This is a genomic window from Anaerocolumna sp. AGMB13025, from assembly GCF_029689925.1.
Classification (GTDB): Bacteria; Bacillota; Clostridia; order Lachnospirales; family Lachnospiraceae; genus Anaerocolumna.
This window is the reverse complement of the sequence record NZ_CP121445.1, coordinates 3,480,238-3,496,066: the sequence shown is the minus strand read 5'-3', so window position 1 is coordinate 3,496,066 and position 15,829 is coordinate 3,480,238. Positions and strand designations below refer to the sequence as shown.

15 protein-coding genes are annotated in these 15,829 nt (G+C 38.4%); 14 read left to right on the top strand and 1 reads right to left on the bottom strand.

What is annotated here, in order from left to right; genetic code table 11:
- Positions 1–189 precede the first annotated feature (189 nt).
- The gene (gene spoIVA, locus QA584_RS14280; protein ID WP_278269703.1) at positions 190–1,698 is read left to right on the top strand and encodes a stage IV sporulation protein A; all 1,509 of its coding nucleotides are present in this window, start codon (positions 190–192) and stop codon (positions 1,696–1,698) included.
- 124 nt (positions 1,699–1,822) lie between these two features.
- Here the strand turns inward: spoIVA and QA584_RS14275 are convergent, their stop codons facing one another.
- Positions 1,823–2,569 (bottom strand): alpha/beta fold hydrolase, encoded by a 747-nt coding sequence (locus tag QA584_RS14275; protein WP_278269701.1) that lies wholly within the window; start codon positions 2,567–2,569, stop codon positions 1,823–1,825.
- Between the two features lie 401 nt (positions 2,570–2,970).
- On the opposite strand from QA584_RS14275, the gene QA584_RS14270 reads away from it, so the two are divergent.
- From QA584_RS14270 to QA584_RS14210, 13 genes are all read left to right on the top strand, one after another.
- Positions 2,971–4,023, top strand: a complete 1,053-nt coding sequence (locus QA584_RS14270; protein WP_278269700.1) for a C40 family peptidase — start codon at positions 2,971–2,973, stop codon at positions 4,021–4,023.
- Positions 4,024–4,299: 276 nt separating this feature from the next.
- The gene (locus QA584_RS14265; protein WP_278269699.1) at positions 4,300–5,973 is read left to right on the top strand and encodes a MutS-related protein; all 1,674 of its coding nucleotides are present in this window, start codon (positions 4,300–4,302) and stop codon (positions 5,971–5,973) included.
- Between the two features lie 113 nt (positions 5,974–6,086).
- The gene (locus tag QA584_RS14260) at positions 6,087–6,971 is read left to right on the top strand and encodes a metallophosphoesterase (protein ID WP_278269698.1); all 885 of its coding nucleotides are present in this window, start codon (positions 6,087–6,089) and stop codon (positions 6,969–6,971) included.
- A 193-nt stretch (positions 6,972–7,164) separates the two neighbouring features.
- The gene (locus QA584_RS14255) at positions 7,165–7,332 is read left to right on the top strand and encodes a YezD family protein (protein WP_278269697.1); all 168 of its coding nucleotides are present in this window, start codon (positions 7,165–7,167) and stop codon (positions 7,330–7,332) included.
- Between the two features lie 187 nt (positions 7,333–7,519).
- Positions 7,520–7,960 (top strand): pyridoxamine 5'-phosphate oxidase family protein, encoded by a 441-nt coding sequence (locus QA584_RS14250; protein ID WP_278269696.1) that lies wholly within the window; start codon positions 7,520–7,522, stop codon positions 7,958–7,960.
- A gap of 204 nt (positions 7,961–8,164) precedes the next feature.
- Complete coding sequence (gene nifH / locus QA584_RS14245) at positions 8,165–9,043, top strand: nitrogenase iron protein (RefSeq protein ID WP_278269694.1); 879 nt, start codon at positions 8,165–8,167, stop codon at positions 9,041–9,043.
- 26 nt (positions 9,044–9,069) lie between these two features.
- Positions 9,070–9,234, top strand: coding sequence for a YezD family protein (locus QA584_RS14240; protein ID WP_278269693.1), 165 nt, complete (start codon positions 9,070–9,072; stop codon positions 9,232–9,234).
- 154 nt (positions 9,235–9,388) lie between these two features.
- Positions 9,389–10,723, top strand: a complete 1,335-nt coding sequence (locus QA584_RS14235; protein ID WP_278269691.1) for a nitrogenase component 1 — start codon at positions 9,389–9,391, stop codon at positions 10,721–10,723.
- An 18-nt stretch (positions 10,724–10,741) separates the two neighbouring features.
- Positions 10,742–12,280, top strand: coding sequence for a nitrogenase component 1 (locus tag QA584_RS14230; protein ID WP_278269690.1), 1,539 nt, complete (start codon positions 10,742–10,744; stop codon positions 12,278–12,280).
- Positions 12,281–12,626: 346 nt separating this feature from the next.
- The gene (gene cysK, locus QA584_RS14225) at positions 12,627–13,592 is read left to right on the top strand and encodes a cysteine synthase A (RefSeq protein WP_278269689.1); all 966 of its coding nucleotides are present in this window, start codon (positions 12,627–12,629) and stop codon (positions 13,590–13,592) included.
- Positions 13,593–13,604: 12 nt separating this feature from the next.
- The gene (locus QA584_RS14220) at positions 13,605–13,985 is read left to right on the top strand and encodes a NifB/NifX family molybdenum-iron cluster-binding protein (RefSeq protein ID WP_278269687.1); all 381 of its coding nucleotides are present in this window, start codon (positions 13,605–13,607) and stop codon (positions 13,983–13,985) included.
- On the top strand, positions 13,969–14,955 hold the full coding sequence (locus QA584_RS14215) for an ABC transporter permease (RefSeq protein WP_278269686.1): 987 nt from the start codon (positions 13,969–13,971) through the stop codon (positions 14,953–14,955). Before QA584_RS14220 ends, QA584_RS14215 begins: the two co-directional genes overlap by 17 nt.
- A complete protein-coding gene (locus QA584_RS14210) occupies positions 14,949–15,773 on the top strand; it encodes an ABC transporter ATP-binding protein (protein ID WP_278269685.1) in 825 nt (274 codons plus the stop codon). The genes QA584_RS14215 and QA584_RS14210 overlap by 7 nt, the downstream gene beginning before the upstream one ends.
- Positions 15,774–15,829: the final 56 nt, after the last annotated feature.

Below are 15,829 nucleotides of genomic sequence, written 5' to 3'. Positions count from 1 at the left end.
GTTTTTGGTGATTCGTTTACCCTAATAGTCAATACGCTTTTACAAAAGGTATCTAAAGTTGTTATCGTATTTGACGGAACCAGATTTAGATTCTATTCTTTCATTAAAATTATAACAAACTTATCATTACTAATCATTAATTTTATTACTCTTGCATATGCTTAATTATAACCGAAAGGAGGATGGCATATGTTAGAGCAATTTTCGTCACTTGACTTATCTAATCAAATATACGATGTATATAATGATATTAAGGCTAGGACAGGCGGTGACATATACATAGGTGTGGTGGGGCCGGTTAGGACGGGAAAATCTACCTTTATCAAAAGATTTATGGATCTGTTGGTTATCCCCAATATTCAGGATATCCATAATAAAGAGAGGGCAATTGATGAATTACCCCAGAGTGCTGCCGGTAAAACCATAATGACCACCGAACCCAAATTTATACCCAAGGAAGCTGCCCAGATTCAACTGGGAGACAATACAAAAGTTAATATACGTCTTATTGATTGTGTTGGATTTATGGTAGACGGTGCCTCCGGCCATATTGAAAATGAGCAGGAACGTTTAGTAAAAACTCCCTGGTATGATTATGAAATTCCATTTACTCAGGCAGCAGAGCTGGGTACACAAAAAGTTATTAATGATCATTCCACCATTGGTATTGTCGTAACGACAGACGGAAGTTTTGGTGATCTGCCCCGGGATAATTACATACCCGCCGAAGAAAAGACAATTGCAGAATTAAAGAAGCTAAAGAAACCTTTTATCGTATTGCTGAATACCAATAAACCCTATTCTGAGGCTACCTTAAATTTAGCAAATGATATTGCTGTCAAATATAATGTCACCACAATGCCGGTAAACTGTGAACAATTAAAGAAGGAAGATATTAATCATATCATGACTAACATAGTATCTGTATTCCCAGTTTCAGAAATCAATTTCTACATACCAAAATGGGCAGAAATGTTGCCGGATGATCACTGGCTGAAACAGGATTTAATTGCATCGGTCAAACAGTTATTAAAGAAAATAAGTTTAATTCAGGATGCCAGACCGGAAAATTTAGTTACAGACAGTCAGTTTGTAAAAAGGTTTAATATTGATAATATCGAGATGGAAAATGGCAGGGTCAAAGTTAATGTTGATTTTGACGATACCTATTATTATACGATTCTCAGTGATTTAATCGGGGTTACCATCGCAGATGAATATCAACTGATAAATACCATCAGGGAACTGGCCAGTATGAAGAATGAGTATCAGAAAGTCAGCAGTGCGTGTGATCAGGTACGTGCCAGAGGTTATGGTGTAGTTGCCCCTACCAGAGAAGAAATCACGGTGGAAGAACCTGAAGTCATGAAACATGGCAATAAATATGGTGTAAAAATCAAGGCAACGGCACCTTCTATACATATGATTAAAGCCAATATCGAAACAGAAATTGCACCTATTGTTGGCAGTGAGGATCAGGCAAATGATTTAATTGCATATATAAAGAAGAATTCTGCTGAGAATCCCGATGGAATTTGGGATACCAATATATACGGTAAATCAATTCAGCAGTTGGTGGATGACGGTATTAGTACAAAAATCAATAAAATGACGGATGAGAGTCAGTTAAAATTACAGGAAACCATGCAAAAGATTATAAATGACAGTAACGGTGGAATTATCTGTATCATAATTTAATTGGTTTGCATGCATAAGGCAGTCTATAAAGACTGCCTTAGTTAATGTAATGAGATGCTGTTCCTATTATATAATAACCCTCCGTTTAGGTGCTAAGGTGCAGTAACCGATAATATCGGTTTACTTAAATAGTATTATGATCAATTGCTAATTTCTTAATAAATATCTGTATTTCATCAAGATATTTTTTTTGCTCTTCATCGGGAATCATATGCCCGGACTCCAGAAATTCGATTATTTTACAATCAGGTATCGAGGTTTGATAGCTATGAAGTATTTCTTCTGTAATATCAGACGGAATTATAGAAGACTTATTCTTACCGACAAAAAAGGTAACTGGAAGGTTAAGTTCTTTAAGCCTGGACGAAAAATCTACTTGGACAGCCTCTCTCTCAAGACCCTTAAGTGCAGATTTTCTCATGAAGTTCAGTATCGGAACTCCTAAATAGACCAGGTTCGACCAGAAATCTACATATCCTTCTCCTGGCTTAGTGTGCAGGGGAGGCTGATCTACCAGAATCAATCCGCTCATATTATTTTGTTCCTTAAGACTCCAGGAAAGGGCATAAGATGCGCCTCTTGAAAAGCCAAGAACACAATAATCTTTAAGTCCGCAGGACTTTACCACTGCCTCAATATCCGATAAATGATCATCAAGGTCATAACCATTCTCAGGTGTAGAACTTAATCCACGACCCCGGAAACTAAAGGCCACGGTATGACTGCTTAATTCTGAAAGTATTGGTATGGCCCGTTCAGCAGGTTCCCATAAACCGCCGATTACTAAGAGGGAGGGGGAATTATCTGTTTTTTCTCCATTTTCTAAAACATGAAGGTTAACCGTACCATTAGCTATAAAATAACTTTTCATTTTTTCCTCATTTCTGCACTGCTTTTGCACATCGCTTGTTTGTGGGTGCAGCGCAGTCACAAACAAGCTGAGTGAAAGAGTATCAAATCTTTCACTCTTTTCATTTATAAATATAGTTATAACTATTAAATATATATAGCAGCAAACCCTTTGTCAAGTGAAAGCAAACACTTTATGTTTTATTCTACACGAACAGTACAGGAGGGTATTTGGATTTCCTGATATTTACTTCGTTACAAAGATTTTTATTAAATTTTACTTTATTGTAAAATATTTCTGACACATAGTTGACAAATTTATGAACGATTGATATAATAAATTAGAAATAAATTTAATATATTTGTAACAACTTAGTTTTTTGGTTACAATACATATTAAAGAAAGTTCACAGGAGGAACCCGATGAACCAAGTTAATAAAAAGTTTCTGAAGATTTCTTGCCTTTGTATTGCCGGCACCGCTTTAATTTCATTCAATACAAAACATTCTAGCGCTGAAACTGTATATGGGGAACAACCCATAGCAGGAATTACGGTTACCTTGGATAACTATTATAATTCCGGCAGCACTGCTGCAGCTTCTGAAATTACGATAGCTGCACTCGAATCCAGCGTTGCTGCATATGATTATAATAATTTAGGTATTGCTGATGTTGAAAATCATTTAAACATTAGAAGCGGTCCAGGTGAAGATAACAAGATAATCGGAAAGTTACCAAAGAATGCAGGCTGTACCATTTTAGAAGTTGACAAGGATGGCTGGGCCAAAATCAAATCCGGTAAGGTTACCGGATATGTTATGAGTTCTTTTTTAATTACCGGAGATAAAGCAGTAAGCCTTGCAAAAAAGGTTGGAAGTTTGATTGCTACTGTTAATACAGAGACATTGAATGTAAGATCGGATGAAAGCCTTTTATCAGAGGTCGTTACTAGTGTACCGATAGATGAGGAAATGGAAGTTACGGAAGTAAACACAGATTGGATTAAGGTTAATATCGATAATGATGAAGGTTTCGTAGCCAGACAGTATATTAACTTATCCTATGCTTTACAAAAGGCCGTAACAGTTGAGGAATTACAGGCTGGCGTTTCCGGCGTTCGTGCAGATATGGTTGCTTTTGCAAAACAATTTTTAGGAAATCCCTATGTATGGGGCGGCGAAAGTTTAACAAATGGTACGGATTGTTCCGGTTTTACGAAAGGGATTTATTCTCATTTTGGGTATTCCTTGCCCAGAGTATCAAGAGGTCAGGCGTCGGCAGGCTACTCCATTAATTCCTCCGAGATCAGACCTGGAGATTTAGTATTCTACGGAAGCGGAAGTTATATCAGCCATGTTGCTATGTATATTGGCAATGGTCAGGTAATCCATGCTAGTAATCCAAGGACTGGTATTAAAATTTCCAATATGTATTACCGGTCACCGATTCGAATCGTTAGATTCATTAATGACTAATCTATAAGAAATACTTTGTGCTATATTTTATTATAAGAATTAACGGGGGCTGTCTTCGGACAGTTCCTTTTTTATAAGCATTTTTCAGGAATCGTGTATGATATAGCTCTTTATTAAATATTAAGATAGTTTTAAAAAAAGTTAATTGGATATTTATTGACATACTTAGTGGTTAATTTTATAATAATTTGAATGGTATAGAAGCAAGATAATGGAAGAATAAGAAAATTAAAAATCAAAAGCGTAAAGTATGCTCTGCATACGGTAAGGAGTTTTATGGAGTTCGTAATTATTATAATCGCAATTTTTGCAGCATTTATAGCTAAAAGTATATATGATAAAAAAAATAACCATATAAAATTAATAGCAAGACTCAGGCGGGAATGGGGAGAGATACCTGAGGAAGAGTATACGTCGGAATCCTTAAAGTCCTTATCCAGTTATTACAGGTCTGTAAAAGAGGAAGGTTTGGATGTAGATGATATTACCTGGAATGATGTAGATATGGACCAGATTTTTATGCTGGTCAATAATACGGGTAGTGCTATTGGTGAAGAATATTTGTATTCTGTTCTTCGTAAGGTAAAATTTAAAGAAGAGGATTTACTGGAGCGAAACCGCCTGATCGAATTCTTTCAGCAGAATGAAGAAAAACGGATGGATTTGCAGCTTGCACTTCGGGGAATGGGAAAGTTAAGGAATGTTTCTGTTTATGAATACATCAATCAGTTAGATAAACTGACAGTTAAGAGCAGCATTCCTCATTATCTTATGGACTTAGGGTTAATTGCAGCGATTGCATTGATTTTTTTCAACCCAGGGTTGGGAGGACTATTAACCTTTGGCATGATAGCCAATAATATTATCCAGTATTACAGAAGAAAGGCGGAAATTGAGATATATTTTAGTGTCTGCTCCTATATTATCCGTTTATTGAATTCGGTAAAAGATATCACGAAACTGGATATACCGGAAATAAAAACATATACCGCACAACTTGAACATGCAAGCAGTAAGTTCTCCCAGTTTAAAAAAGGTTCCCGGATCGTAGCAGGCAAAAATCCCAACGGGGATATCATGGACCTTGGGCTGGATTATGTGAGAATGCTGTTTCATACGGATTTAATTAAGTTTAATTCTATGCTGGACAGCTTTAAGCAAAACCGTGCAGCTTTAAATGAGATGTTTATTAGCATAGGTACCTTAGATAGTATGATTGCAGTGGCATCTTTTCGTAAGATGCTAGACTATTATTGTCTTCCAAAACTTACTTCCGGTTCCAATCCCTTTCTTCATGTAGATGAGTTATTTCATCCTATGATAGAGGAGCCGGTTACCAATTCCATTCATGAGGACCGCTGTGTATTAATTACCGGTTCTAATGCTTCCGGAAAATCCACTTTCATTAAAACACTGGCAATTAATGCGATCCTTTCCCAGACTATTTTTACCTCTGTGAGTAAAAGTTATCAGGCAAGCTTTTTTCAGATTGCGTCATCCATGGCTTTACAGGATAATATCTTTAGTAAGGAAAGTTATTATATCGTAGAGATTAAATCTTTAAAACGAATTTTAGACCGGTTAAATGATAATATTCCGACGCTTTGTTTCGTAGATGAGGTTTTAAGGGGCACAAATACCTTAGAGCGTATTGCGGCTTCCTCCCAGATCCTTTATAGTTTTTCAGAGGGGAATGCGATGTGTTTTGCTGCGACCCACGATATTGAGCTTACCCATATTCTTGAAAGTTTTTATTCAAATTATCATTTCCAGGAACAGATTGTTGAGGATAATGTTTTATTTGACTACAAGCTGTTTGAGGGCAGGGCAATTTCAAAAAACGCTATCAAGCTGCTTGGAGTTATGGGATATTCCGAGGATATTATCGGTCGGGCTACTGAGAGTGCAAATCGATTTCTTACGGATGGAACCTGGGAGATTTTGCAGTGACGCGGAAACTTCGCTAGATTTAGCAGGTGATGGTGCTCCGTCGGTGATACCCTGTGTGCTTCCTGTTCAGTGATAAATTCGGTCTGGTGGTCTATGTCTAAGGAAAGTAGAGAATGGTGATGGGATTTATAAAAGTAAAGAATGGTGACGAATTTATAAGCCGGAAGAAGAAGTTTATTATCTTTAGTTTCATTCTTTTGTCAGCAGCTTTGTTTTGCTATTGGCAGAATAATGATGTTGTTATTACCAAGTATGAAGTTACAGATTCTAAAGTACCGGAGGGTTTTGAGGGATTTCGGATTTTACAGGTTTCGGATCTGCATAATAAAAGGTTTGGTAAAAACCAGGCTGACTTAATCCATTTGGTGAAAAAGGTTAGGCCGGATATTATCCTCATTACCGGTGACTTAATTGACAGGAGCCGAACGGATATTTTTACTGCAATGGACTTTGTAAGGCAGGCAGTAGTTATTGCTCCTGTTTATTATGTTACTGGGAATCATGAGAAAAGCAGCAGAGAGTATCCAGAGTTAGAAAAACAATTACTGGAAAGTGATGTGGTTATCATGGATAATTATTCTGAATTGCTTCAAAAAGGAGAGGATTCCATTGCACTGCTTGGTTTGGAAGATCCATATTTTTTACCTGAGGCGAGTCGGAATGAAGTTATTTGTGATACTCTAAAGGACATTTCAGCAGGTGAAGAGGATCGGTTTAAAATCTTATTATCCCACAGACCGGAATTAATTGATTTGTATGCAGGTGAAAATATTGATCTGGTATTTTCCGGTCATGCCCATGGAGGACAGTTCAGACTCCCTTTTATAGGGGGAGTTTTCGCTCCAGATCAGGGTTTTTTTCCTAAATATACCAGTGGTATCAATGTAAGCAATAATACTTCCATGGTCATCAGCAGGGGTCTTGGAAACAGTGTGATACCAATTAGGATATTTAACAGACCAGAACTGGTGTTAGTCACATTGAAACGAGTTTTATAGGTTTTATGAAAAGAAAGTTTGATTTCATAAATTTGATTGAAAAAGATAGAAAAAAACATCAAAAAATATTTACCAATAAACCAATAAAACATATTGACAAAGTATGAATTAGAAGATATACTATCAAAAAAGGTAATACATATCATTCATATTTGATTAGTAGGAATACTTTGTGTGTAAGAGGTGATTATTGGTGGAGGATTCGAAAGGCAATATCGTTAAGAAGAATACGGTCAATGAAAAAGACATACAAAAGATAATTGAGTTTATTGAAACAATACAGTTTGGATCAATAATGCTCATCATTCAAGACGGCAGGATTGTTCAGATTGAGAAAAATGAAAAAGTTAGATTTAAGTAACTAAGTTGACTAGTTAACTAGAGGCTTTGGAAAGCACTTCTGTGTTTTTCCAGAGCTTTTTTTATCAAGAAAAGTTCTTTTTATTAAAAAACACCGGGAGATGTTTTAGTAATAAAAAGAAGCTAATTTGAAAGGAAGGCGTAGGGAAATTAATATAGATTATCAATTAATAAGAAAGGAAAGAAAAATGGCAGCAACGGAGGAAAAAATCAAAGAGTATTTAAAGATGAATCAAACAATTATCCTGACCACTATTGATGCGGACGGTATTCCGGATATCAGAACCCTTGGAGGCTATGGCATATCGGATTACGATATTTATTTTGCTACATTAAAAGAAAGTAATAAAGTGAAGCAGCTCGAAGGGAATAGCAATGTGGCGGTATTTATTCAACACGAAAATCAATTTATATCAAAATTCTTTAATGTAACAATTTATGGCAAGGCATGTTTAATCAATAATGAAAAAGAATACGAAACTGGAAAAACATTGATTATTTCAAGAAAGCCTTCCTTAAAAATTCAGAAAGATACCCATTACATATATAAAATCCTGCCAGAAAAGATTAAGGTTCTGGATTTTAGCGAACAAAATTTAAATGAAAGAGTTTCTATCTTTAAGTTGTAGATGGCAAAATTATTTTCATGGAATTAAGTCTGAGAAAGGAGGATAACGATTGGTTAAAGGCAGGGACAATATAAAAAACATACATCCTTGTTTTAGCAGTATGTATAACAATGGAAGGATTCATTTACCGGTTTGTCAAAATTGTAGATAAATACTAACTTTTAAGATATTTACAATAATTTGACCTGAATGAAGGAGAATAAGATGGCAAAAAAAATAAAGCAAATTGCAATTTATGGGAAGGGAGGCATAGGCAAGTCGACGACGACATCCAATATTAGTGCCGCTCTGTCAAAACTCGGCTACAGAGTAATGCAGTTTGGCTGTGACCCTAAAAGTGATTCCACCAATACGTTAAGGAATGGGGAGTATATCCCTACGGTTTTGGATACCTTAAGGGAAAAAAATTCGGTAAAGGCAAGTGAGGTGATTTTTGAAGGGTTTAACGGGATTTACTGCGTGGAAGCCGGTGGACCAGCACCTGGGGTAGGCTGCGCAGGGAGAGGGATTATCACGGCGGTCCAGTTATTTAAGCAGCAGAATGTATTTGAGGATCTGGATTTGGACCTAGTCATATACGATGTTTTGGGTGATGTGGTATGCGGCGGCTTTGCCGTACCCATTCGGGAAGGAATTGCAGAACATGTTTTTACGGTATCTTCAGCAGACTTTATGAGTGTATATGCCTCCAATAACCTGTTTAAAGGAATTCAACGATACTCGAACAATGGGGGAGCCTTACTTGGGGGTATTATTGCTAATTCTATAAACCAGCCTTATTCTAAAAATATCATCGATGATTTCGCAAAACGGACCCAAACCCAGATTATGCAGTATGTTCCACGATCGGTAACAGTAACTCAAAGTGAATTAAAAGGGAAAACGACCATTGAAGCAGCTCCGAATTCTGCCCAGGCGGCGGTTTATACGGAACTGGCAGAACGAATAGCGGCACATGACAAATCAACAATACCGGCTCCTATGGATACACAGACACTGCGACAATGGGCTTTTGATTGGGGAAATCAAATTTTGGAGTTAGAAAGCGGAGTGGTGGTCGGAGGTATTCAAGCGGGAATTTAATTTATTTATAGACAGGGGGATTTCATATGGCGGTAGAAAGTTTTAAAAATCAAATTATGAGTTTAAAGAACTTAAAAGAATTTGAACTGATTTTAAATTATTTGGCTATACCCAAATTTGGGTCTTTAACTATAGTGATTCATGACGGAAAAGTGGTGCAGATTGAAAAAACAGAAAAATTCAGAGTATAAGTGTAATGACAGGTTGACTAGTCATCTGGAGACCAGGATAACATCTAGTAGAAATACGGATATTATCCTGGTCTTTTCTTAAATCGGATAGTTTATAGATAATGAAGATATGAAAAAAGAAGAAAAATGACTGGATAAGATTGGAGGAATCGATTTGTCTGAGTTTATTGACCGTGCAAAATTTTCATGTGCCCTTGGCGGTGCACTAACTACCATTGCTGGAATTCCAAAGGCAGTACCTATTGTTCATGCTTCCGGAGGGTGTGCGGCTGCATTGTCAGGTACCTATAATCTGGCAGCAGGTTATCGGGGAACCGGATATTGCGGCGGAACCATGATACCTACTACAAACATAGCGGAAAATAATATTGTTTTTGGAGGAGAAGAACGTCTAAAAGAGCAGATTGAACAGTCTCTTGAGATTTTAGATGCTGACCTGTATATTGTCGTAACCGGCTGCCAGGTAGAAATTATTGGAGATGATGCTGTCAGTATTGCAAAGAAGTACCGGGATAAAAATGTGATTGGAGCCAGTACTCCTGGATTTTTAGGAAATACCTTTAAAGGCTATGATGCCGTTCTAAACACCATTATAAAGGAGGTTATCGAACCTTCCCCTGAGAAGGAGGAGAATACAGTTAATATTTTAGGGGTGGTACCTGGTCATGACGTTTTTTACAGAGGCAATTTAGACGAAATAAAAAGATTGCTTGGCTTAATCGGAGTGAAAGTGAATACTTTTTTTGGTACGGGAGAAAGTGTTGCTTCCATTCGCAACTATGGGAGGGCATCTCTTAATATCCTGTTGTCAGGTCAGGCTGGATTAGAACCAGCCAAGACTTTTCAGGAAATCCATGACATTCCTTATATAATTGCGGATGTGCCGGTGGGACCAACCGGAACAGAAGAATTATTAATCAATATCGGAAATGAACTCAATATTAGTCCCTATATGATACAACAAGTCCTGGAGAAAGAGAAAAAAGATTATTATTCCTACCTGGAACGTATCGTTGACATTTATTCGGATATTGATTTTCAGCGATATGCATTGATTGTAGCAGATAGTTATTATGCTTATGCTTTAACCAGATTTCTTGCTAACGATCTTGGATGGATTCCACACCTGACCGCTATTAACGACATAATCAGCAGGGAAGAGCGTGAGACTTACCTGGCTAAATTTAATGATTTGACCTCAGAAACCAAACCAAAGGTTATATTTGAGGAAAATGCAGGAGTCTTGTTAAAAGAAGTCAGAAAAAGCTGGCCTTACAATAGGAATCAAAAATATTATGATGCCCTGGGACCGGCATTTGTAGTGGGGAGCGGAATCGAAGGTAGTCTGGCGGAAAAAATCGGCGCTGGATTTTTATCCGTTGCATTTCCAGTCAGTAATCGTGTGGTCTTAAATAAAGGCTATACCGGCTTTAAAGGGGGACTTACTTTGGTAGAAGACCTGTTAACCCAGTTGGTAGCCGCAAGATGAGAAGAAGGGAGACTAAGTATGGCAAATTCCAGTTATGTTGAGAGTTTAAGTTATCATTTTTTAAATGCAGCAGCACCTCCTACCCGTGAAGAAAGAATAGGTGCCTGTCATGCTTTCTGCGGTTCCTGCAGACAATTAAAAGACGGTCTGCAAACCGGCTGTGCACAGCTTCAGAACAGGAAATTTTCACAAAGCGGCGGTTGTCAGTTAGGTCTGGCGGTGGGTATTGTAAGCAGTTTTACGAATGTGGTAATGATTATCCATTCCCCTTTGGGTTGCTGCTCAAGCTTTGTAGGTTCCGGTGGACTGCGTAAAACCATGAGGGCCTCCAAGGGAAAAACAGAAGATGATTTTGTCTGGCTTCATACGAATCTGGATGAACTGGACGTGGTCCAGGGAGGGCTTGATAAGCTGAGGAAAGCTATTTTGTATGCCGAAAAAGAGTACCATCCTGAGGCAATTGTTATAGCAAATGGGTGTGTGCCGGGAATTATTGGCGACGATATTGATTCCCTGGTCAATGAACTATCCGACCGCCTCAGTGCAAAATTAGTACCGGTACATTGTGAAGGTTTTAAGAGCAAGTTTGTAGCTTCCGGTTATGATTCAGCCTATCATGGTGTCTTAAGGCATTTAATTGAACCGGCCAAACCATATGAAAGAGCTATTCCATCGGAGGAAAGGGATGCCCTCTATCAGGCCAGGAATAAAAGGACGGTTAATATTTTTAATGTAGGTTCCAACAGTAATGGTGATGAAGTTGAATTATCCAGATTAATCAGTGCTTTGGGATTAATTCCAAAGGTATTACCATTACATGCTTCCTTAGAAGATTTAACCCATATCGGGGAAGCTGCATTAAATGTAAGTATCTGTGCCACCCACGATGATTATTTGCTGGGACATTTAAAGGAACGTTTCGGAACGGATTATTTAATTGATACCCTGCCTATTGGAATCCGCAATACCAATCAATGGATACGGTTAATAGCTGAACGCTTTCAATTGGAGGCTGCGGCAGAAAAGTTGATTCAGTTTGAAAATGAACAGCTTTTAAAAGCTCTGGAACCACTTAAGAGAGCCCTGAAGGGAAAAAGCGTATTCGTAGGAGGCGGAGAAACCAGGATTTTAACTACAGCAGAATTTTTTGCTTCTTTAGGAATGAATCTGGTTGGTGTCAAAGCCCATAATGTTGACCGTTTTGTAGAAAATATCCTGGATGATATGGAGAATACAGAATTAATAATTGAAGTTGCCGCAGGGCAACCGGCGGAGGAACTTAATATATTAAAACGGTTAAAGCCGGATTTATATATTGGTCACATGAATGCCAATGGCTGGGTAACTAAGCTTGGTATTCCCAATCTGCCCCTCTTTGGTCAACAACTTAATTATATGGGGTATTCCGGTGCTTTTGAACTTGCCAGAAAAGCAGTTAAGATACTGAAAAACACCAATTTCTTTAAGAATATATCCTCCAATGTCAAGCTGCCGTTAAGTGACGCCTGGTATGAAAGGGATCCAAAGGAAAATATTAAAGAGCTGGAAGTTTATTAATTAAAAAGGTGTTAGGTTGAAAGAAAATATTATGTATGAGAGGATGCCACTTATGGATTCTTTCAACCTTTTTATATGTGGCAGTAACCCATCTGCGTGCAGATGTGTTATGCAATGGGTGTTAGGTTGAAAGAAAATATTATGTATGAGAGGATGCCGCTTATGGATTCTTTCAACCTTTTTATAGGTGGCAGTAACACATCTGCTTGCAGATGTGTTATGCAATGGGTGTTAGGTTGAAAGAAAATATTATGTATGAGAGGATGCCACTTATGGATTCTTTCAACCTTTTTATATGTGGCAGTAACACATCTGCCTGCAGATGTGTTATGCAATGGGTGGTAGAATGAGTAGAATTGTAGAAAATTTAACGGAGCTGATTGGAGATACACCAATATTAAAGCCCATAGCCTTTTCAAACTTAGGTAATATAAAGGAATCTGAACTGCTTTTTAAATTGGAATATTTTAATCCCTTAGGAAGTGTGAAAGACCGGATTGCTTATGCAATGATAGCAGATGCAGAGGAAAAAGGGTTGTTAGACAAAAACAGTGTCCTAATTGAACCCTCCAGCGGTAATACCGGTGTAGGTCTGGCATTTGTGGCAGCAGCTAAAGGTTATAAACTGATTATTACCATGCCGGATTCCATGAGCATTGAACGACGAAGCCTTTTAACGGCTCTTGGAGCAGAGCTGGTTTTAACGCCGGGAAGCTTAGGGATGAAAGGAGCAATCAGAAAAGCGGAAGAACTAAACATCCAGACGCCAAACAGTCTTATCTTACAGCAATTTAACAACGAAGCCAATCCGGATGTACATAAAAAGACCACTGGTCCAGAGATTTGGGAAGCAACTAAGGGAAAAATTGATATTCTGGTAGCCGGAGTCGGAACTGGGGGTACCATTACCGGGGCAGGCAGTTATTTAAAGGAACAGAATCCGGATATTAAAGTAATTGCCGTTGAACCGGCTGCTTCTCCGGTGCTCTCCGGCGGTAATCCTGGTTACAATAAAATTCAGGGAATAGGTGCAGGCTTTATTCCAAAAGTGTTAAACCTTGAGATAGTGGATGAAATCTACCAGGTTCGAAACGAAGAAGCAATGGATACCTCCAGAGTCCTTGCAAGGGAAGAGGGGCTATTGGTGGGGATATCCTCCGGGGCAGCAGCTTTTGCAGCTGCTAAGATTGCGAACAGACTGGAAAATAAGAACAAGGTAATTCTGGCAATTCTTCCGGATACCGGAGAGCGGTATTTGTCGACGGAATTATTTAATACGGTACAGGAAGAAAAAAGCAGATACTGGTATTAGAGAGGGATGGCTATGGTGTATCGCGTCGCAATAGGAAGCAGGGATGGTATAACAATTACCGAACATTTTGGACAGTGCAGTCGGTTTTATCTTGCCGATATCAGCCAGGAGGAGGATACCGTTACTCTAGTGGGAGAACGTATAACTGATTCCAATGTCTCCTGGGGCAATCACCAGGAGGAGCGGATCAGAGAAAAAATCAAAGCCCTGGGGGATTGTCAGATTGTGCTTGTAAAACAAATCGGAGGTCAGTCGGAGAAACTATTAAACCACTATGGAATTATATCTCTGCAATATAGCGGATTAATAGAGGAGGCTCTTAATAAAGTTAAGAAGTATTACAAAAACCAAATACTAGTTAAGGAGGAGCAGCTACATGGACAAAGTGATTAAGAATGAACATAAGACTGTTTTTGGGTTTGATTACCGTGGAGTTCTTCCGATTATTGCGCTGGGAATTACGTTGCTTACCGACCTGCTGGTTCCCAACAGTCAGGAAGCGAAATACAGGGAACTTACTAATTTCAGGGATGTCATTACTTTTTTCTTAGTGGTTTCAATTATATTGTTTACCATTACCCTATTTCATGACAGGTTCCGAAAACAGTATTCCCATAAAGGCTGGTTTGTCAGTGGATTTGTTCTTTTTGTTAATGTAATAAATATTGTAACCGTTAAATATTTGTTATTGCCTCAGATATATTTTCCAAGCTTAAATAGGATTTTGAATGTTTATATTGAAGACCGGCAATTTTTATTTCAGTGTATGGGCAGTTCTTTTAGTTTGCTGATTGAAGGATTGATTTTTGGAACGGTTGCAGGAGTATTTACAGGGATACTGGTTGGGTGGAGTTTAAGCTTTAACTATTGGATCTATCCGGTTATCCGGATTTTAGGTCCCATACCTTCCTCTACCTGGATTCCCTTAGCCCTGGTATTGTTTCCAACTCCCAGGTGGGCGGCAGTATTTTTGATTGCCTTTGGTGTATGGTTTCAGATTACCATATTAACCAGTTCCGGAATCCAGAGCGTGAAAAAGTCTTACTTTGAAGTGTCTTCAACCTTAGGAGCCTCAAATCTGCAAAACTTATTCCATATTGCAATACCGGATGCGCTGCCTTCCATCTTTCTGGGATTTTTTAACGCTACCTGCAGTTCCTTTGTAGCCTTAATGGCAGCGGAAATGTTAGGAGTAAAGGCCGGTATCGGCTGGTATATCAACTGGCAGAAAGAAATGATTTCCTATCCTAATGTATACGCAGGGCTTATTCTGATAGCAGTATTTTGTTACCTCTTTATTACCCTGCAATTTAAAGTAAGGGATAAGTTATTAGGCTGGCAGAAGGGAGTAATCAAATGGTAACAATGGAACTGACAAAACCGGATAAGGGATTTGGTAGAATAACGGCAAAAGACATAAGCAAAGGGTTTAAACGTACAGATGGAGAGGTAACGATTGCTCTTAATCATCTGGATGCAGATATTAAGGCAGGGGAATTTATATGTCTTATCGGTCCGTCCGGATGTGGGAAATCTACTTTTTTAAGGCTGATTGCAGGACTTAGTGAACCTACCTCAGGGGTTATCACATTAGATGAGCAGCCGATTAAAGAACCGGGATATGAGCGTGGACTGGTGTTTCAGGATCCTACCTTATTTCCCTGGCTGAATATATACGAAAATATTGCTTATGGATTAAAGACCAGACATGTCTATAAGGCACATAAGCAGGATGTGGCTGATTTTATCCATCTGGTAGGTCTTGATGGTTTTGAAAAATCCTATCCTCATCAGCTTTCCGGCGGCATGGCACAAAGAGCAAGTTTAGCCAGGGCACTGGTGAACAATCCCAAAGTACTCTTACTGGATGAACCCCTTGGTGCCTTGGATGCATTTACAAGAATGAATATGCAGGATGAGATTCTTAGAATATGGAAGGAACGGGGGACGACTATGGTTATGGTGACCCATGATGTAGACGAGGCGATTTATCTAAGCGACCGTATCTTTGTTATGACGCCTAGACCAGCAAAGATAGAAGAGATTATTGAGGTTTTAATCGGACGGGGAGAAAACCAGGGGAGACAAAGAGACAGCAGTGACTTTTTAAGGCTGCGGTCTAAGATACTCCAGATTCTTGATTTTACTGGTAAGACCCTATCACCGGAATACTATTTGTAATACATCAAGAAGGTAACTGAAAAAAGTAACTTAGAATCAGGAATTGAGTAAAGCGA

Bases quoted from the DNA above. Each gene is read 5' to 3' on its own strand.
- QA584_RS14210 (WP_278269685.1), top strand. From the start codon at position 14,949: ATGGTAACAATGGAACTGACAAAACCGGATAAGGGATTTGGTAGAATA.
- QA584_RS14240 (WP_278269693.1), top strand. From the start codon at position 9,070: ATGGCGGTAGAAAGTTTTAAAAATCAAATTATGAGTTTAAAGAACTTA.
- nifH (WP_278269694.1), top strand. From the start codon at position 8,165: ATGGCAAAAAAAATAAAGCAAATTGCAATTTATGGGAAGGGAGGCATA.
- spoIVA (WP_278269703.1), top strand. From the start codon at position 190: ATGTTAGAGCAATTTTCGTCACTTGACTTATCTAATCAAATATACGAT.
- cysK (WP_278269689.1), top strand. From the start codon at position 12,627: ATGAGTAGAATTGTAGAAAATTTAACGGAGCTGATTGGAGATACACCA.
- QA584_RS14220 (WP_278269687.1), top strand. From the start codon at position 13,605: ATGGTGTATCGCGTCGCAATAGGAAGCAGGGATGGTATAACAATTACC.
- QA584_RS14265 (WP_278269699.1), top strand. From the start codon at position 4,300: ATGGAGTTCGTAATTATTATAATCGCAATTTTTGCAGCATTTATAGCT.
- QA584_RS14260 (WP_278269698.1), top strand. From the start codon at position 6,087: ATGGTGATGGGATTTATAAAAGTAAAGAATGGTGACGAATTTATAAGC.
- QA584_RS14215 (WP_278269686.1), top strand. From the start codon at position 13,969: ATGGACAAAGTGATTAAGAATGAACATAAGACTGTTTTTGGGTTTGAT.
- QA584_RS14270 (WP_278269700.1), top strand. From the start codon at position 2,971: ATGAACCAAGTTAATAAAAAGTTTCTGAAGATTTCTTGCCTTTGTATT.
- QA584_RS14250 (WP_278269696.1), top strand. From the start codon at position 7,520: ATGGCAGCAACGGAGGAAAAAATCAAAGAGTATTTAAAGATGAATCAA.
- QA584_RS14275 (WP_278269701.1), bottom strand. From the start codon at position 2,569: ATGAAAAGTTATTTTATAGCTAATGGTACGGTTAACCTTCATGTTTTA.
- QA584_RS14230 (WP_278269690.1), top strand. From the start codon at position 10,742: ATGGCAAATTCCAGTTATGTTGAGAGTTTAAGTTATCATTTTTTAAAT.